The organism is Pseudoalteromonas sp. MT33b (assembly GCF_014117385.1).
GTDB classification, from domain to species: domain Bacteria; phylum Pseudomonadota; class Gammaproteobacteria; order Enterobacterales; family Alteromonadaceae; genus Pseudoalteromonas; species Pseudoalteromonas lipolytica.
In genome coordinates, this window is sequence record NZ_CP059831.1 from 2,891,304 (window position 1) to 2,910,112 (window position 18,809).

The following is an 18,809-nucleotide window of genomic DNA, read 5'->3' on the forward strand; positions in this document are numbered from 1 at the left end:
TATATAATCGAGTGCCTTAAAACAAAAAACCCCGCAAAGGCGGGGTTTTTCAAATATCGAGATGATTACTCAGCTACGATATTTACGTATTTACGGTTTAAAGGACCTTTCTGTTCGAATTGAACTTTACCATCTGCTTTTGCGAAGATAGTGTGGTCTTTACCGATACCTACGTTTGCACCAGCGTGGAACTTAGTACCACGTTGACGAACAATGATGCTACCCGCTAGAACTGATTCGCCACCAAAACGCTTAACACCTAGGCGTTTGCTTTCTGAATCGCGACCGTTACGAGTACTACCAGCTGCTTTTTTATGTGCCATTTCTAAGTACCTCTAATTAAGCGCTAATGCCAGTGATTTTAACTTCAGTGAACCATTGACGATGGCCCATTTGCTTACGAGAATGCTTACGACGTCTAAATTTAACAATCTTCACTTTCTCACCGCGACCGTGTGAAACAACCTCAGCTGTCACTTTACCACCGTTTACGAACGGTACACCGATCTCGATTTTCTCACCATCAGCAACTAAAAGTACTGAATCAAATTCAACTGCTGCACCAGTTTCAACGTCTAATTTCTCAAGACGAATTGTTTGACCTTCAGTCACACGGTGCTGTTTACCACCACTTTGGAAAACCGCGTACATAATTAACTCCGTCTGTGCGCCCTCAAATCGACGCAACTAAAATATTCTTCAATAGGGCGCGAAGTTTACGCTAATGCGCAAAAACTAGCAAGCCTCTTTTTAGATAAAATGAATAAAAAATAGCTGCATTAAGGGCAATTCAATATTTTCCCTTATTTTATCCTAAAAACACCGCTTGCCAAGCGGTTTTTGCGATCTTGTGACAATTAAATGACCGAGACAAATATAGCTAATAAATCAGTCTAGAATGTTCACTTATTAAACAAGCAGATAAAATTAAGTCGTTATAATTGAGCCGAAAACAGAAACTTTAACGTGTTTTTTTATTGAATCATCACAAAATATCGAGCAAGCGCAATTTTTGATGTACAATCAGCCTCGTATACCCATAAAAATTGGCTCGGAGATCAATGGATATAAAAGCTATCCAGGCGTTAATCGAAAATGAAATGGATGACGTCAATCAACTTATACATGCCCAAATGCGCTCAGATGTCGCGTTGGTTAATCAACTTGGTTTATACATAGTTAACAGTGGTGGCAAGCGTGTTCGCCCCATGTTGGCTATTTTAGCAGCTAAAGCTTTAGGCTATGAGGGTAAAGATCACATTACCCTAGCAACCATCATTGAGTTTATTCACACAGCAACTTTGCTGCATGATGACGTGGTTGATGAGTCTAATTTGCGTCGAGGTACACCTACCGCAAACGCAGAGTTTGGCAATGCAGCCAGTGTGCTCGTGGGTGATTTTATTTACACTCGCTCATTCCAGCTTATGGTTGGGCTTGGCAAAATGCCGATCATGCAAATTTTAGCTGATGCGACCAATGTCATTGCTGAAGGTGAAGTGTTGCAGCTTATGAACTGTAATGACCCTAACACCACCGAACAAAGCTATATGCAGGTTATTTACAGCAAAACCGCCAAGCTTTTCGAAGCCGCAACGGGTCTTGCTGCTATCATTACCGAGCAAGACGAAAAAGTCCTCGACGCATTAAACCTATACGGCATGCATTTAGGGACTGCTTTTCAACTAGTAGATGATGTACTTGATTACAATGCTGATGCACAGCAACTTGGCAAAAACATTGGTGATGACTTAGCTGAAGGTAAACCTACTTTACCGCTTATTTACGCGATACAAAAAGGCACACCAGCGCAAGTAAAACTAGTTCGTGAAGCCATTGAACTAGGCAATGGTATGGATCACTTAGACAGCATTCTAGCGACGCTCGCTGATACCAAAGCCCTTGAGTTTACAATGCAAAAAGCAGAGCAAGAAGCTGATAAAGCCATTGCATGCATTGCTTTTTTACCCGACACGCCATACAAACAAGCGTTAGAAAGCTTAGCGCGGATTGCGGTCGCCCGCGCTCACTAAGCGATACTTTATTCGAGCCATTAAAAAAGCCTGCAATTGCAGGCTTTTTTGTTTTAAGCGCTTCAACATGCATGTGAAGCGCTTAGCATCAATCGGGATTAACCGTTGATAAAATCAACACCTTCTTGGATGTCTTTGTTAAGTGTCGCTAGCATGTCGTTCTTAGCTTGCTCTTCGAATGCACTTAACTCACCGTAAGAAAGAATTTCTTCAACACCGTTCTTACCTAAACGTACTGGGTGTGCGAAGTAAGCAGCATCACCATTTTCAACAGCAACGTATGCGTAATCTACCACGTCTTCACCTTGTAAGCCTTTCACTAAAGACATACAAAAACGAGCCGCTGCGGCACCCATTGAAAGTGTTGCTGAACCGCCACCAGCTTTAGCGTTAACAACTTCAGTACCTGCATTTTGGATACGTGGAGTAAGTGCTGCAACTTCTTCATCAGTGAAAGTAACGCCTTCAACTTGTGAAAGAAGTGGCAGAATGGTTGTACCAGAGTGACCACCAATAACAGGGACTTTAACGTCAGTTGCGCTTAAGCCTTTAAGCTCAGCTACAAACGCTTCAGAACGGATCACGTCAAGAGTCGTAATACCGAATACACGGTTAGCATCGTAAGTACCCGCTTTTTTGAATACTTCAGCAACGATTGGCACAGTGCCATTTACTGGGTTAGTGATGATACCTACTAACGCTTTAGGGCAGTTTTTAACGATGCCTTCAGCTAATGTTTTGATGATACCTGCGTTTACGTTGAAAAGGTCCGAACGGTCCATGCCCGGCTTACGTGGCATACCCGCTGGAATAAGAACGATATCACAACCTACTAATGCAGCGTCCAAGCTGTCTGCACCAAAGCCTTCAACTTTAACGTCAGTTGGGATGTGAGAAAGATCAACCGCTACACCAGGAACAACAGGGGCAACATCGTATAACGATAATTCAGAACCTGCAGGTAAACTTGTTTTTAATAATAAAGACAATGCTTGGCCGATACCGCCAGCTGCGCCTAAAACAGCAACTTTCATTGGAATTCTCCGTAATTTGAGGTAGGAAATATTTGTGGCCCTAAAGATAATGAAATTAGCGACTAAAAACAAATTTATCCTGCTTATTTCGCGTATAATTTCGACCATAGTTGTAAACTTAGCTGTAACGTGACGGTATTTGGACGACAAATGCAAACAAATACTGCATAACTATGCAGAATTGTGTAGAATTACTTCATATTTGATGAATAAAAGAAACGACAACATGCAACCACAAGACAAACAAGAAGCACTGATCAAAGCGTTTAAATCGTTATTAAAAGAAGAAAACTTTGGCTCACAAGGGGAGATTGTCGAAGCATTAAAAGACCAAGGCTTTGATAATATTAGCCAAAGTAAAGTCTCACGCATGTTGAGTAAATTTGGCGCTGTACGCACACGCAATGCAAAACAAGAAATGGTGTATTGTTTACCTGCCGAAATGGGTGTGCCAACCGCAAAGAGCCCTCTTCGTCAGCTTGTTATCGACATCATGCACAACGAAATGATGATTATTATTCGTACCAGCCCAGGGGCTGCACAGCTGATTGCCCGATTACTGGATTCATTAGGTAAGGCAGACGGTGTACTGGGTACAATTGCAGGCGACGACACTATTTTTATCGCCCCTGCAAAAATTTCTGAAATCGATGTCACGCTAGACCGTGTTAGAACATTATTCGATACAGTTTAACGTTAAAGCTGCTTCAAAAAGTTTACTGACGGGGCGAAAAATGCAGACCCCATGTCGGCTTGTGTAAAATCGAGCCAATGGTCATAACATTCGCCCTGCCCTAATCGGCTTTTGAGTACCTGTTCAAACGCATCACCTTGCGCTGCACACGACACCATTAAAATGCCCTGTTTATGAACGTCACCAAACGGCATGCTTTGATTGAGTATGAGAGGCTGACCCTTTTCATCTTTTAATTCATTTCGTACTGCATGACTCGTTTCAACAGCTGGCATTATTAACGTGTTATCAAGACGTGTACGCCCCATGATTTGCTCTTGCTCAGATAACGACAAATGTTGCCACACGCTTAGGTCATGCACAAAACGCTGCACATGAATATAACTTCCCTGATCTTCAAAATGACCCGGCTTATCAATCAGTGCGGTGCTTCGCTTTTGTCGCCCATGCGGAGTGTCTCCCGCATAAATAAAGCCATTAAAATCGCGGCCATCTAAAAAGCGAAAGTTACGAACTTGTTCCACCAGCTCAACATCAGGTGTAAATAATTTAATGATTTGTAGAGCAAAAAGGTGATTTACATCTTCACGATCAGAGCGAATTTGCACAAACAAATCGAATGGCTGCGCACTCATGACGTGCTCACTGTGCGTCACATTTGGAAAGCTTTGTAATTGGCTTGGAATAAACTCTGGCAGTATATGCGGCCAGTACTGCGCACCAAGCGCAACCACACATGACAACATGGCTTCAGAGAATTGGTCTGCAAACTCGTCTTGAATGACGCTTACGCGTTTAAGTTTTTTGCGTAATGACTCATCGTGACCATCATAAACATTAAAAAACAGGTGCAAACCGTGTAAGTTTGCTTCAGCACAAATCCCAGATTGCGCTTGCGCCATAATGAATCCTTAGCTACTCGTTATCAAACATACAGACAAGGAATTCAGGATTATAACGTTCTGTTTAATCTTCGAAAAAATTGACCGTATGTGGCATTATTTTTATTTTTACTAGTTGTTCGACCGCTAGTACACGATCATTTTCGGCAGCAACTTCTAGCTCCTGCCCAGCAATACGTACCTTATACACATAACGCGTACCGATAAAACGTCTGTTGAGTATGGCTTGACTACTTACATCGCCGTGCTCTGCCTCACATAACTTAATATGATGAGGTCGTACATACACCACACCGTGTTGACCTTGATGCTTGCTTTCGGTTAGCGAATGTATGACACCATACGTCGTTTCATATTCAGTTGGCGTTAAGACTTTTGCCGTTAAGTATATGCCCGTACCAAGAAACTCTGCAACCTCCTTTGAGTTAGGTTGGCTAAATAACTGCTCAGGAGTGCCTTGTTGCGCTATTTTTCCACCGTGCATCACCGCAAGCGTATCAGCAAAGGCAAACGCTTCTTCTTTTGAGTGCGTCACAAAAACAGCGGAAACTTGTTGGTCTTTTATAATCCGACGAATATCAGCAATTAGTTCAAAACGCACTTGGGTATCAATGTTCGAAAATGGCTCATCAAGTAGTAATAAACTGGGTTTATATGCCAAAGCTCTCGCTATTGCGACACGTTGTTGCTGCCCACCGGAGAGTTGATGTGGGTATCGTTTTGCACAGCCATCTAGTTTAACCAACCTGAGCATTTCACTCACGCGCTCACGTTTTTGTGCTTTACTCATATTGCTCAAACCAAAGGCAATGTTATCGCTTACTGTTAGATGCGGAAACAAAGCGTAATCTTGAAACATCATGCCGATATTTCGTTTTTCTGGCGCAATAAAGTGATGATTGTCATTGACCACTTGTGAGTCGATACTCATGTATCCTTGCGATGGCTGTAAAATACCTGCAATTGCTTTTAACGTGGTGGTTTTACCACACCCACTGGCGCCTAATAAACAGACTATTTCGTCTTGCTTCACATTTAGAGTAAGCTCACTCAATACCTTAGTGCCATTATATTGGTAGGCTAAGTCTTTAATTATCAAATGACTCATGAGTGATTGTGCTCCATCGAACGATTAACGAAATACAAAGGAATTAGTCCTACTAAAACAATAAACAAGGCCGAAATAGACGCTAACTCTAATTGTTCATCACTGACATACTGAAAAACATGCGTGGCCAAAGTTTCAAAGTTAAATGGACGCAAGAGCAATGCGGCGGGTAGCTCTTTCATACATTCAATAAATACTAATAATCCTGCGGTTAATATACCGCGTTTTAGCAAGGGTAAATGAACTTTATACAGGGTTGTAAAAGGCCCTTTGCCCATTGATTGACTCGCCATATCGAGTGAGGGGCTGATACGTAAGAAACTACTTTCAAGCGCCCCATGCGCAATTGCATAGAAACGCACTATATAAGCAAAAACCATCGCAAATAGAGTACCACTTAATACTAGGCCTAACGAAAAACCGTGCGGCTCTAACCATGCATTCAGTAAGTCATCAAGCTGCGTTAAAGGCAGTAAAACGGCGATAGCAAGCACCGTGCCTGGTAGTGCGTACCCTGTACTCGCTAGACGTCCAGGAATAAGGGGGTAACGGTCTTTACTTATGCGTTGATAAAACAGCACACATAAGCTCAGTATAATAGTCGCCAGACTCACGACGACAGCAACCTTGAGGCTTTGCCATGCATAATTAAAAAATGCACCATTCCACGCATCTTCCGCATACACAATAGCGTACTTCACAAGCACTGCCACGGGTAATAAAAACGCCAGCACCAAAGTAAGGCTACAGGCTATTGTTGCCCCCCAGGCTGCGCTGCCTTTTAAGCTGTATAACGTCGCACTATTAACACTTGATTGGCGCTCATACACGGCTTGGTTTCTTCGGCTGTAGCGCTCAAGCATCAGGGTTAAGAATAAAATGAGCAGCATAATACCAGAAATTTTTGCAGCCGCAGTGAGAGAGTAATACCCCAACCAGGTATCGTAAACGGCGGTCGTCAATGTACTCACAGCAAAATAGTTCACTGTTGCAAAGTCAGCCATCGCCTCCATGCTAATTAAGGTAATACCCGCCACAATAGCGCCGCGGCCAAGTGGCAAGCTTACTCGTAAGAAGCTTTGCAAAGGTGACAGCCCCATTAACTGGCTGGCTTGCACAAGTTTAAATGATTGCTCTCTCAGTGCTGTTTTGAAAATTAAATACAAGTAGGGATACAACACAAGGGCAATCATCACTATTGCTCCTGTTAAGGTACGAATATCGAAAAACCAATAGTCATCCGGCGATTGCCAACCAAACCAATCACGTAGCGCAATTTGTACGGGACCTGCATAATCGAGTAAGTCCGTGTAAACATAAGCAATCAAGTAGGTCGGCATGGCAAGTGGCAGCATGAGCGCCCACTCAAATTGCTTTCGTCCCGGAAACTCACAATACGCAGTCAACCACGCTAATGGCAGCGCGATGAGGCAACTTAAAAGCCCGACTCCAGCAATCAAGAATAGAGTATTGCGGGTGTAATCCCACAACACAGTATCAAACAAGTGCTGAAACACATCAGAGCCTCCTTGCAGAGACTCCACTAATAAAAAGCCAAGAGGTGTTACAAGCAATAACCCGATAAACCAAGCTATTAACTGCCAGCGAGACAACGAAAACTTCACATGCATACGAGGCTGTTATTCCTTCATTAATAACAGGGCGATATAAAACAAAAGCTGTTTAAGCAATGCCGCTTAAACAGCTTTTTCAAATTTTTAAGCTGGAATAACGCTTTGTGCGTTATAAATCAAACTTCACTTCATCAATTAGCTTAAGTGCCACAGGGCGATATTTGCTAATTTCATCAAGCGACAAAGTATCTTCTTTAAATTTGCCCCATGATGCCACCATATCAGATAAAGCAACCCCTTGTTTTACTGGGTACTCCATATTGACTGAGGCATACATATTTTGCGCTTTATTGTCGGTCATATACTCAATCAGTTTCAAGGCATTTTCAGGGTTTTTGGCATATTTCGTCATCACCACCCCCGATACATTAATATGTGAGCCTCGGTTTGTTTGATTAGGGAAGTTAATATGCACCGCTTCAGCCCATGACTTTTGCTGCTCATCCTGCAACATTTTACCAAAGTAATAACTATTACCTAAGGCAATATCACACAGCCCTTCTTTTACCGCTTTAACTTGTGCACGGTCGTTACCTTGTGGTTTACGAGCTAAATTTGATTTTACGCCTTCAAGCCATTCTTTTGTTTTTACTTCACCGTGATGCGCCACCATAGACGCTACTAGGCCTAAGTTATAAGGGTGCTTACCAGGGCGCGTACATAATTTGCCTTTGTATTTTGGATCGGCTAAGTCTTCATAACTCAGTGTGGGTAACGCGCCAACTCGCTCTTTTGCTGAGTAGACATTGCGCACTCGTTTAGTAAGTGCAATCCACTGCCCTTGTTCATCACGAAAAGTACTGGGGACATTTGCATTAACAATATCACTGTTAATTGATTGCGTTAAACCAAGCTCTTCTAACTGTACAAGCGCACTAAAATTTGACGTCAAAACGAGATCAGCCTTGCTATGCTTACCTTCGCGCTTTACGCGTTCAATCAGGCCCTTTTTAGCAAAAACAACATTGGTTTTTATGCCCGTTTGCTGAGTGAAATCATCTAAAATTGGTTGAATTAAAAAAGGTTGTCGGAATGAATATATATTAACGACATCCGCTGAAAGTGCAGGTGTGCTTAGTAAAGCCGTGAATAAGACTAACGCTGTTTTTTTCATTATTTAACACCTAAATAAAAACAATTCTCAAAATATTTTACCTACACTTAAGGCAAAGTGCACCTGTTAATAGTCATAAAACAATCATGTTAGCTGCCATTTAGGAAGTTACTTGTGAGAGATATCTTACCTACATGGCAGCTATTGAGTAAAAGCAGACAGCAAAAACCACATAAAAACCCATAACAAACTGAAAATAAACAATTAAATTAAAATGACAATAAAATGACCGCTATTTTAAGCACGATTTTGACCTACTCGCGCTTGGCAATTTCTCTATAATTAACTTATCAGCTAAGCATGAAGCTTTATGAGTAGATGGATAGGGAAGCATTACTCATATCAAACCTCGGATAAGGTTCATTAGGATAGTAAGGATATTAGGACAGGCTCAGGAAGAGTAACGCAAGGGAATGACAGCTTATGGACAGCATCAGGATGATGTGAAATGGAATAACAACAGGGTGTTGTTATACAGGAGTTCAAAAAGTGGAATAAAGGACAGGTCGTAAGGACAACGCAAGGGAATTGCTAATAAAGGGATAGCATCACGATGATGCGTAATGGAAAGGTAAAGTATTTACCAGCACGGATGTAAAGGAATGGACAGGATATAGACCCGGAGAGTCTTTATTACACAGAACAACTAAGTACAGTGTAATGGCATGGATTTGCAAAGTTTATGGAGTTGATTAGATTCAATTGCAGGATGCAGAAAATTAAGAAGATTCCGCAAGCGCGACTAGAGATAGTTCGCGCTTTTCTTTTGCATACTACCTACCCGCAATAATACTCAATCATTTTGAAGGATTAAAAGCTGACGTAAACAACGTTAAAAGTTTCTCATTTAATAAAACCTAATCACAAAACTGATACCTTGTTACCAACGCGCTTTATTACCTCTGACTTTTATTGCCTCAACTTTTATTGCCTCAAAATAGAGCGCTCAATAAATCAAATTGATACAAGAATTACTCTGGGCGACCTTTGTTTCTTTTACCAAGCAAATAGGCATCTCTAAAGTTAATAAAGTGCTCTTCTAGCCTGCTGGTTGCTTCTTCTTCACCGGCAAGTGCCAAAACCATAATAGCGACTTCAGCCGTTCCTAGCTGATGTTCATGGGGAGCGACACGTAAACGATAATCAGACAACTTTTCAGGCGTGATAGACAGCACGGGTAAGTGATCTAAGTAGGGACTTTTACGGATCATCTTTTTAGCTTCACGCCAAGTGCCATCTAAAAAGATAAAAAGCGGACGCTTGCCTTGTTCAGGTATCACCTCGGTAATTACACGGTTTTCGTCCTCAACATCACTGGCAGGAAAAATAACCATCGGCTGATACTGAGGATCGGCCAATAAACTTAGAAGCGCGGCATCAGGGTTTGTTCGATCCCATTTAAATGCGTGGTTATCGGGAATGATTTCGGCAATTAAGCGCCCTGTATTAGAGGGTTTAAAACTCTCGTTATGATACATCAATAGGCATACAGCGGCTTCACATTCAGCCTGTTGAACACCTTCACAAATGCAGTAGTGTTCTGCTAATAAGCACCGTTCGCAGCGTGTGAGTTTTGCTCCTCGGGCTTTAAATTCTCGGCGAGATTCGCCCAATTGTTTAGCACGAAGTACCAAGACGGAGTTATTTGAGATAGTAGCCACTGTGTTTACCAGAAAATTGAACGGCGCGTATTGTAGCTAAAAATAGCAGGAATAGAAATCAATGCGAGTGGTTAGTGGTTAGTGGTTAGTGGTTAGTGGTTAGTGGTTAGAAAAAAATAACCCCACATTTTTATGTGTGTAATCTAACTTCTACTTTATCGGGGTCAGATCAAACTTCTAACTTCTAATCTCTAACTTCTAATCTCTAACGTCTAATCCCTAAAAATAACAAAAAACCCAGCCGGAGCTGGGTTTTTAAAACGATTAGTCAAAAGAACTTACTTCTTTTTAACTGCTTTTTTGTTTGGAAGGTCAGTAATTGAACCTTCGAAGATTTCAGCAGCTAGACCGATTGATTCGTTTAGCGTTGGGTGAGCGTGAATAGTTAACGCAAGGTCTTCACCGTCTGCGCCCATTTCAACGGCTAAGCCGATTTCGCCTAGCATCTCACCAGCATTGATACCAACCATAGCACCACCGATAACACGACCAGAGTCTTTATCGAAGATAAGCTTAGTTTGACCTTCAGTACGTGCTGAAGCGATTGCACGACCAGACGCAGCCCATGGGAATACAGCTGTTTCGATGCTTAAACCTTGCTCTTTCGCTTCTTTTTCAGTTACACCAACCCATGCAATTTCTGGATCTGTGTAAGCGATTGAAGGGATACACTTAGGATCGAAGTAGTGCTTCTGACCAGAAATAACTTCTGCCGCAACGTGTGCTTCATGAACCGCTTTGTGCGCGAGCATTGGTTGACCAACGATATCACCGATAGCGAAGATGTGATCAACGTTTGTTTTAAGTTGCTTATCAACATTAATGAAACCACGCTCATCAACGTTAACGCCCGCTTTATCTGCATCAAGTAGTTTACCGTTTGGAGTACGGCCAACAGCAACAAGTACTTTGTCGTAACGTACAGGCTCAGCAGGTGCGTTTTTACCTTCAAATGTTACATATAAACCGTCGTCTTTTGCTTCAACGCCAGTTACTTTAGTAGATAGCATTACGTTAAACTTGTTCTTAACGTATTTTTGGTAAATCTTGATAACGTCTTTATCAGCAGCGGGTACTAATTGATCAGCAAACTCAACAACGTCGATTTCAGAACCCAGTGCACGGTACACTGTACCCATTTCAAGACCAATGATACCACCACCTAGTACAAGTAGTTTCTCAGGAACGTCTTTAAGCTCAAGCGCACCAGTCGAATCAATTACACGGTCATCTTCAGGGATGAAAGGTAGATTTACTGGTTGTGAACCAGCAGCAATAATAGCATTGTCGAATGTGATTGTTGTAGTACCTTCTTCACCTTCAACAGCCAGGGTGTTGCTACCAGTGAATTTACCGTAACCATAAACCACTTTCACTTTACGCATTTTAGCCATGCCGTCTAGGCCGCCAGTTAACTGACCGATTACAGACTCTTTCCAATCACGGATTTTGTCTAGGTCAATTTCAGGCTTACCAAAAGTAACGCCGTGAGATGACATTTCTGCTGCGTCATCAATCACTTTAGCTACGTGTAAAAGTGCTTTTGAAGGAATACAACCCACGTTTAGACATACACCGCCTAATGTGTTGCGAGACTCTACCAATGTGACTTCTAAGCCCAAGTCAGCAGCACGGAAAGCTGCAGAATAACCACCAGGACCACCGCCTAGTACAACAACTTGAGTTTTTAATTCGTTGCTCATGCTATTACCTTAAATGTTTGAACGGGAACACTGCCCCTAAGTTAAACTGCCATGTTTCTGCAAGGCAGAAAGTGAGAGCAGATATCTATACAAAGATTGTTCTATGGCAAAGATTGTATCATTGCCAATGGTAAAAATCCCAGCAAAAAACACCTTGCTGGGATTTGATTCTTATAAATTATGACGCGATTACATCACCAATTGGCGAATATCGCTCATATAGCTTGCTAGCGTCACAGTAAAGCGTGCTGCTAGTGCACCGTCAATAACCCTATGGTCGTATGACATTGATAATGGAACCATTAACTTAGGTTCAAACTCTTTGCCATTCCATTTAGGTTTCATCTCCGATTTAGAGACACCTAAAATAGCCACTTCTGGTGCATTTACGATAGGCGTGAATGCGGTACCACCGATACCACCAAGGCTTGAAATTGTAAAACAACCGCCTTGCATGTCAGATGACGTTAGTTTGCCATCACGCGCCTTAGCCGACACGTCCATTAGCTCGCGAGAAAGCTCAATGATGCCTTTCTTATCAACATCTTTGAATACTGGCACAACCAAACCATTAGGTGTATCGACTGCAACACCAATGTTGATGTATTTCTTCAAGATTAAACTTTCACCGTCTTCAGACAACGAAGAGTTAAATGTTGGGAACTCAGCCAGAGCTTTCGCTGCTGCTTTCATGACAAACACAAGTGGCGTGATTTTAACACCCAGCTTTTTCTTCTCAGCCAGTGCATTTTGCTCTTTGCGGAATGCTTCAAGACTGGTGATATCAGCTTCATCAAACTGTGTAACGTGTGGGATTTGCACCCAGTTACGGTGTAAGTTAGCACCTGACAGTTTTTGAATACGTGATAATTTCTTCTCTTCAATCTCACCAAACTTGCTAAAGTCAACTTTTGGCCATGGAATAAGACCCAGCTCACCACCGCCTGTATTGCCTTTGCCTGCATTGCCAGATTCAACTTGCTTCACAAGTTCTTTAACGTAGTTTTGCACGTCTTCTTTAACAACACGGTTTTTACGACCCGTGCCTTTAACGTTTACTAAGTTAATACCAAACTCACGCGCTAAACGACGAACAACTGGCGATGCATGTGCATACGCGTTGTTATCGGCAAACTCTTCTTTGCTAGCTTGTGCTGAAGCAGGCTTAGCCGCAGGGGCTGCCTCTGCTTTTGCTGCTGGCGCAGGTGCTGACTCTGTTTTCGCTTTAGGCGCTGACGCTTTAGCACTGCCCGCAACTTCAAATACAAAGATAAGAGAACCTGTTGAAACTTTATCGCCTGCAGCAACTTTGATTTCTTTAACCGTACCAGCAAAAGGTGCTGGTACTTCCATTGAAGCCTTATCACCTTCAACGTTTAAGATTGATTGATCTTCTGACACGCTATCGCCAACAGCAACCATGACTTCGGTTACTTCAACTTCATCACCACCGATATCAGGCACGTTAACTTCTTTTGTGCTTGATGCAGTGTCAGCGGCCGCTTCGTCAGCAGGTGCAGACTCTGCTGTCGGAGCGTCAGAATCACTAGATGCTGTTTCGAAAACAAAGATTAAAGAGCCTGTTTTAACTTTATCGCCTGTCGCGATTTTGATCTCTTTAACGGTACCCGCAAATGGTGCAGGTACTTCCATTGACGCTTTGTCACCTTCAACGCTTAATAAAGATTGCTCTTCTTCAACTGTATCACCAACAGCAACCATGATGTCAGTCACTTCAACTTCGTCGTCACCGATATCTGGTACCGTTACGTCTTGCGTCGCTGAACCTGAAGATTGCTTAGCAGGCTCTGGCTTTGATTCTTCTTTTGCTTCAGAAGATGCAGAAGCTTGCTCTTCACCTTCGAAGATCATAATAAGTGAACCCGTCGTAACAGTGTCACCTTCGGCTACTTTAATTTCTTTAACCGTTCCTGCTTGTGCAGCAGGAACTTCCATTGATGCTTTATCGCCTTCAACCGTTAATAACGACTGATCAACCTCAACCTTATCACCAACGCTAACAAGGATTTCGGTTACTTCAACGTCATCGCCACCGATATCTGGTACTTTAATTTCAATACTCATTGGAACCTCTTATGCGTATAGCGGGTTAACTTTGTTAGTGTCGATGTCGAACTTCTTGATTGCTTCTGCAACCACAGACTTCTCAACGTCACCACGTTTAGCAAGTTCAGATAATGTTGCAACAACAACATAGCCTGCATTAACTTCAAAGTGACGACGTAAATTTTCACGGCTATCAGAACGACCAAAACCGTCTGTACCAAGTACTTTGTAGTTACTGCTTGGTACGAATGAACGAACTTGCTCTGCGTAGTTCTTCATGTAATCCGTTGCAGCAACTGTTACAGCGTCTGACAATGCTTCAGTGATGTAAGCAGTCTTTTGCTCTGCATCTGGGTTAAGCATATTGAAACGCTCAACATCTTGACCATCACGTGTTAATTCATTGAATGAAGTCACTGAGAATACATCTGAACCAATACCGTACTCTTCACTTAAGATTTGGGCAGCTTTACGTACTTCAATCATGATAGTACCCGAGCTTAGCAACTGTACTTTCGCTTTATCGCCAGCCACGGTTTCAAGCTTATAGATACCTTTACGAATACCTTCTTCAGCGCCTTCTGGCATTGCTGGTTGATGGTAGTTTTCGTTCATCAGTGTTAGGTAATAGAACACGTTCTCTTGATCTTCACCGTACATACGACGAATACCGTCTTGCATAATAACTGCAACTTCGTAAGCGTAAGTTGGGTCATAAGAAATACAGTTAGGCACTGTGTTAGCAAGAATATGGCTGTGACCATCTTCGTGCTGCAAACCTTCACCATTTAACGTTGTACGACCTGCAGTGGCACCTAATAAGAAACCACGTGCTTGTTGGTCACCCGCCATCCATGCCATATCACCAACACGTTGGAAACCAAACATAGAGTAGTAGATATAGAATGGGATCATAGGTAAATCGTTGGTGCTGTATGATGTTGCAGCAGCAACCCATGACGACATTGCACCTAACTCATTAATACCTTCTTGTAATACTTGACCTGATGTAGCTTCTTTGTAGTAAGAAACGATGTCACGGTCTTGAGGCGTGTAATTTTGGCCATGTGGGTTATAAATACCGATTTGACGGAATAAACCTTCCATACCAAATGTACGTGCTTCGTCAGCAATGATAGGCACAATATTTTTGCCAATACCTTTGTCTTTAAGCAACACATTAAGTGCACGAACAAAGCCCATTGTTGTAGAAATGTCGCGCTTTTGCTCTTCAAGTAATGGTTTAAATGCCTCTACTTCTGGTAAGACTAACTTTTCAGAGAATTTAGCAATACGCTGCGGTGTGTAACCTTGAAGTGCTTCACGGCGAGCGTGTAAGTATTTGTACTCTTCTGAGCCTTCTTCAAGTGTTAAGTATGGAAGATCAGCTAATTGATCATCTGACACAAGATCTTGTAAACCAAGACGCGAACGTAAGTGTGCTACGTGTGTCATGTCCATTTTCTTAACTTGGTGTGCGATGTTTTTACCTTCAGCCGCTTCACCCATGCCGTAACCTTTAACCGTTTTCGCTAGGATAACAGTTGGACGGTCTTTCGTTTCTTCCGCTTTTTTGAATGCTGCGTAAAGCTTTGATGGCTCATGACCACCACGCTTAAGTGCGAAGATTTCTTCGTCTGTCATATCAGCAACAAGTGCTGCTGTTTCTGGATAACGACCAAAGAAGTGCTCACGCACGTAGGCACCGTCTTTTGCTTTATATGTTTGGTAGTCACCGTCAATAGTTTCGTTCATTAACTGTAGTAACTTACCGGTTGTATCTTTAGCAAGTAAGATATCCCAACCGCTGCCCCATACAACTTTAATCACGTTCCAGCCTGCACCTTTAAATAGACCTTCAAGCTCTTGAATGATTTTACCATTACCCATTACTGGGCCATCTAAACGCTGTAAGTTACAGTTGATTAGGTAACATAGGTTATCTAATTTTTCACGTGCAGCGAATGAGATTGCACCACGTGATTCTGGCTCATCCATCTCACCATCGCCTAAGAAAGCATATACGCGTTGGTTTTTAGTGTCTTTTAAGCCGCGACCATCTAAGTACTTTAAGAAACGCGCTTGGTAAATTGAAGCAATTGGACCCAGACCCATCGATACCGTAGGGAACTGCCAGAATTCAGGCATTAATTTCGGGTGTGGGTACGAAGGAAGACCTTTACCATCAACTTCTTGACGGAAGTTATCAAGCTGCTCAGCTGTTAAACGACCCTCAACGAATGCACGCGCATAGATACCTGGAGAAATATGACCTTGATAATAAACTAAGTCACCGCCGTCTACATCGTTTGGCGCTTTAAAGAAGTGATTAAAACAAACTTCATAAAAAGCCGCTGAAGACTGGTAAGACGCCATATGGCCGCCTAAGTCGAGATCTTTTTTCGACGCGCGTAATACGATCATAATCGCATTCCAACGAATGATTGAACGAATACGACGCTCAACATTCACATCACCTGGGTAGGCTGGTTCTTGATCTACTGGAATGGTATTAACGTAGTTAGTAGTTGTGCCAGTAGGCATATCAACACCGTCTAAACGGGCTTGCTCTAACACTTGCTCAAGTAAGAATTGAGCACGTTCTACACCTTCTTCACGCACAACAGACTCAAGGGCTTGTAACCACTCTTGTGTTTCTAGCGCGTCTACGTCAATTTTATTGACTTCAGACATATGGAGGTTTCCTTATGTTTAAAATACTAATTATTTTAATAAATCTTAAATTAAGTAGTTAACTAAACTTAGCTAATCACTTGCTTAATGTTGTTTGGTGCGTCTTAAACTACGTTCAATCCGCGAATGCTCTTTGCCAGCCTCAAGTAAGGCTTCTTCGATAAAGGCCAAGTGAGCATTACTAGCAAGGCGTGCTTGCTCTGGGTTTCCTTCAATAACCGCATCCATTAACAGTCGTCTATGCTCTGCGAGCTGCTGGCTGATTTGCGGCTTTTTTAACAGTACAGTTAAATTTTGTAATACATTTTGCTCAAGCAATGCTTGCATACCACGCACTAAGTGCAGCAACACGACATTATGAGACGCTTCAGCTACGCTGAAATGAAATGCATTAATTGCTTTTGCTTTTTGCACAATGTCATCATTTACAAGCGCAATATTGTCAAAGCTTTGTTTTACTTTTTTAAAATCATTCGTCGTACCACGCATTGCAGCATAATAAGCTGCGATTCCCTCAAGAGCATGACGAAATTCAAGTAAATCAAATTGTGATTCAGGATGTTTACTTATCAAATCAAAGAGTGGATCAGTAAGCCCCTCTTCAAGCTGATTTTTTACAAACGTGCCACCCCCTTGACGACGCGTGACTAAGCCTTTAGCTTCCAGCTTTTGAATAGCCTCTCGAAGTGATGGACGCGATACTTCAAACTGTTTCGCTAACTCACGTTCTGGAGGTAATTTTTCGCCTGGCGCTAACGACCCCTCAAGAATCATATTCTCAAGTTGTTGTAAAATTACATCAGATAATTTTGCTGCTTTTATCTTTAAAGACATTTATCAACGTCCGCGTTGTTTCGGCCAAGCCCGCTAAACACAGGGTTTTTAGCCATAAGACTCAACCAAAAGGTAAATTGGTCATACCAAATTTGTAGCATACGTTATCAAAAACCGGTATTTCTGTCAATTTCACTGCGCTCAGCGCCAACTGACACGGTACTCCATTTTGCATAAAGATTAAACAGTATGGAAGAAAGTCGCTATTTCGGAAGAAGAAAACAATAAAAAATAAATGGTCAGACCAGATTGACAAGCACGCTCTTAGAAGTCAGCTATTCGATGTTAGCTGATTTGAGTGGCTTTGTAGAAAGGCAAAGTAGGAAGCATTACAGTGCTGAAAAATCAAAACTCAAACGACGTACATTAACAGAATGATTCATGACTGAAATCATTCCTACAAGCTTTACTCTTGCAGCTCGCTGACTTTAAAAGCCGTTCCCGGCTAAAGCCAGCCCTTGCAACTCGCTAACTTTACTACGCCAACCCACCAAATAGAGTGAGTGCGGCAATAATGACTAAAAAGAACAACACATTACGTTTTACGAGTTTCATCATACAGGTTGCCTCATAAGTGCAACCAACATACTGCTGCTCAATTTGCTCTGCAGCCAAAGCTGTTTGAGTAACCACTTTGCGATTGCTTACTGAAAAGTCCAACACGTATTTCAACCAGCAACTGGTTCCTTTATTAAAGTTGCCAATAACAAGATAACCAAAACTTGCAATGCGCGCAGGTAACCAATCTAACCAAAATAATAAGGTATGAATTAGTTTAAAGCGTTTTGCATACACCATATTATGGTTTTCTCTTACCTTGTCAGCGTAAGTACGCACTAAGGCATAGAGTATTGCGCCCGGTACACCCAATATCACAAACCAAAAAATAACAGCACAATAAAAGCGGAAATTAAGCCACGCGAGTGTTTGCCCGAATGTTTCCCCTTGGGGCTCAGCTTCTGTTTTCTTTTGGCCCATTTGTAATGCAAATAATGTCGCAGCTTCTTGATCGTTTCGCGTTAGGGCATTGAGATAAGACTTATACAGTGCTCGTTGCTTAGCACAGCCAAAACACGTTAATAACACCACGGTGTTAACCGCTAATTGCCATACTATAAAATCTGATAACTTATAAACTAAGGCAATAGCAATCACTGGTAACATTAACCAGATCAGAAAACCAACGGGCGAATTAAATAAGCCTTTATCTGATAAGTGTTTTTTAGAGTGCTTTAGGTAGTGATCGGCATAAAAACCAATTTGCCAGTAATCAGCCCGCGCGCCAAGACGCTCAATGACTAGCGCAACTATAATTGAAATCAAGATCATGC

At 42.1% G+C, this 18,809-nt stretch carries 15 protein-coding genes; 2 read left to right on the plus strand and 13 right to left on the minus strand.

The annotated features are described in order from the left end of the window. Nucleotides 1-65: 65 nt before the first annotated feature. Nucleotides 66-323, minus strand: a complete 258-nt coding sequence (gene rpmA, locus H3302_RS13085) for a 50S ribosomal protein L27 (RefSeq protein ID WP_036965960.1) — start codon at nt 321-323, stop codon at nt 66-68. Nucleotides 324-339: 16 nt separating this feature from the next. Then, nucleotides 340-651 carry a 50S ribosomal protein L21 gene (gene rplU / locus H3302_RS13090; RefSeq protein WP_036965957.1) on the minus strand — a complete coding sequence of 104 codons (312 nt, stop codon included), beginning with the start codon at nt 649-651 and terminating at the stop codon, nt 340-342. Nucleotides 652-1,061: 410 nt separating this feature from the next. On the opposite strand from rplU, the gene ispB reads away from it, so the two are divergent. Further along, nucleotides 1,062-2,033 carry an octaprenyl diphosphate synthase gene (gene ispB / locus H3302_RS13095; protein ID WP_182395461.1) on the plus strand — a complete coding sequence of 324 codons (972 nt, stop codon included), beginning with the start codon at nt 1,062-1,064 and terminating at the stop codon, nt 2,031-2,033. 98 nt (nt 2,034-2,131) lie between these two features. Here ispB and mdh read toward each other — a convergent pair whose 3' ends face one another. After that, nucleotides 2,132-3,067 carry a malate dehydrogenase gene (gene mdh, locus H3302_RS13100; protein ID WP_182395463.1) on the minus strand — a complete coding sequence of 312 codons (936 nt, stop codon included), beginning with the start codon at nt 3,065-3,067 and terminating at the stop codon, nt 2,132-2,134. A 226-nt stretch (nt 3,068-3,293) separates the two neighbouring features. Here mdh and argR point away from each other — a divergent pair, with 226 nt between their 5' ends. Further along, on the plus strand, nt 3,294-3,761 hold the full coding sequence (gene argR / locus H3302_RS13105; protein ID WP_036965948.1) for a transcriptional regulator ArgR: 468 nt from the start codon (nt 3,294-3,296) through the stop codon (nt 3,759-3,761). 2 nt (nt 3,762-3,763) lie between these two features. Here argR and H3302_RS13110 read toward each other — a convergent pair whose 3' ends face one another. The 10 genes from H3302_RS13110 to ampE all read right to left on the minus strand — a co-directional run bounded on the left by H3302_RS13110 (nt 3,764) and on the right by ampE (nt 18,807). Next, nucleotides 3,764-4,663 (minus strand): Dyp-type peroxidase, encoded by a 900-nt coding sequence (locus H3302_RS13110; RefSeq protein WP_065979651.1) that lies wholly within the window; start codon nt 4,661-4,663, stop codon nt 3,764-3,766. A gap of 64 nt (nt 4,664-4,727) precedes the next feature. Continuing rightward, entirely contained in the window at nt 4,728-5,771 is a 1,044-nt protein-coding gene (locus H3302_RS13115) for an ABC transporter ATP-binding protein (protein WP_182395465.1), read from the minus strand. Further along, the gene (locus H3302_RS13120) at nt 5,768-7,402 is read right to left on the minus strand and encodes an iron ABC transporter permease (RefSeq protein ID WP_074988946.1); all 1,635 of its coding nucleotides are present in this window, start codon (nt 7,400-7,402) and stop codon (nt 5,768-5,770) included. The genes H3302_RS13115 and H3302_RS13120 overlap by 4 nt, the downstream gene beginning before the upstream one ends. A 112-nt stretch (nt 7,403-7,514) precedes the next feature. Beyond that, the gene (locus H3302_RS13125) at nt 7,515-8,519 is read right to left on the minus strand and encodes a Fe(3+) ABC transporter substrate-binding protein (protein WP_036965938.1); all 1,005 of its coding nucleotides are present in this window, start codon (nt 8,517-8,519) and stop codon (nt 7,515-7,517) included. A 971-nt stretch (nt 8,520-9,490) separates the two neighbouring features. Next, on the minus strand, nt 9,491-10,180 hold the full coding sequence (locus H3302_RS13130) for a tRNA-uridine aminocarboxypropyltransferase (RefSeq protein WP_118844616.1): 690 nt from the start codon (nt 10,178-10,180) through the stop codon (nt 9,491-9,493). Nucleotides 10,181-10,458: 278 nt separating this feature from the next. Next, complete coding sequence (gene lpdA, locus H3302_RS13135) at nt 10,459-11,883, minus strand: dihydrolipoyl dehydrogenase (RefSeq protein WP_036965933.1); 1,425 nt, start codon at nt 11,881-11,883, stop codon at nt 10,459-10,461. Between the two features lie 189 nt (nt 11,884-12,072). Further along, nucleotides 12,073-13,968, minus strand: coding sequence for a pyruvate dehydrogenase complex dihydrolipoyllysine-residue acetyltransferase (gene aceF / locus H3302_RS13140; RefSeq protein ID WP_182395468.1), 1,896 nt, complete (start codon nt 13,966-13,968; stop codon nt 12,073-12,075). Nucleotides 13,969-13,977: 9 nt separating this feature from the next. Further along, nucleotides 13,978-16,644: a pyruvate dehydrogenase (acetyl-transferring), homodimeric type gene (gene aceE / locus H3302_RS13145; protein WP_182395470.1), complete on the minus strand. Its 2,667-nt coding sequence runs from the start codon at nt 16,642-16,644 to the stop codon at nt 13,978-13,980. An 84-nt stretch (nt 16,645-16,728) separates the two neighbouring features. Beyond that, the gene (gene pdhR / locus H3302_RS13150) at nt 16,729-17,478 is read right to left on the minus strand and encodes a pyruvate dehydrogenase complex transcriptional repressor PdhR (protein WP_036965924.1); all 750 of its coding nucleotides are present in this window, start codon (nt 17,476-17,478) and stop codon (nt 16,729-16,731) included. A gap of 477 nt (nt 17,479-17,955) precedes the next feature. Continuing rightward, nucleotides 17,956-18,807, minus strand: coding sequence for a beta-lactamase regulator AmpE (gene ampE, locus H3302_RS13155; protein ID WP_036965921.1), 852 nt, complete (start codon nt 18,805-18,807; stop codon nt 17,956-17,958). Nucleotides 18,808-18,809: the final 2 nt, after the last annotated feature.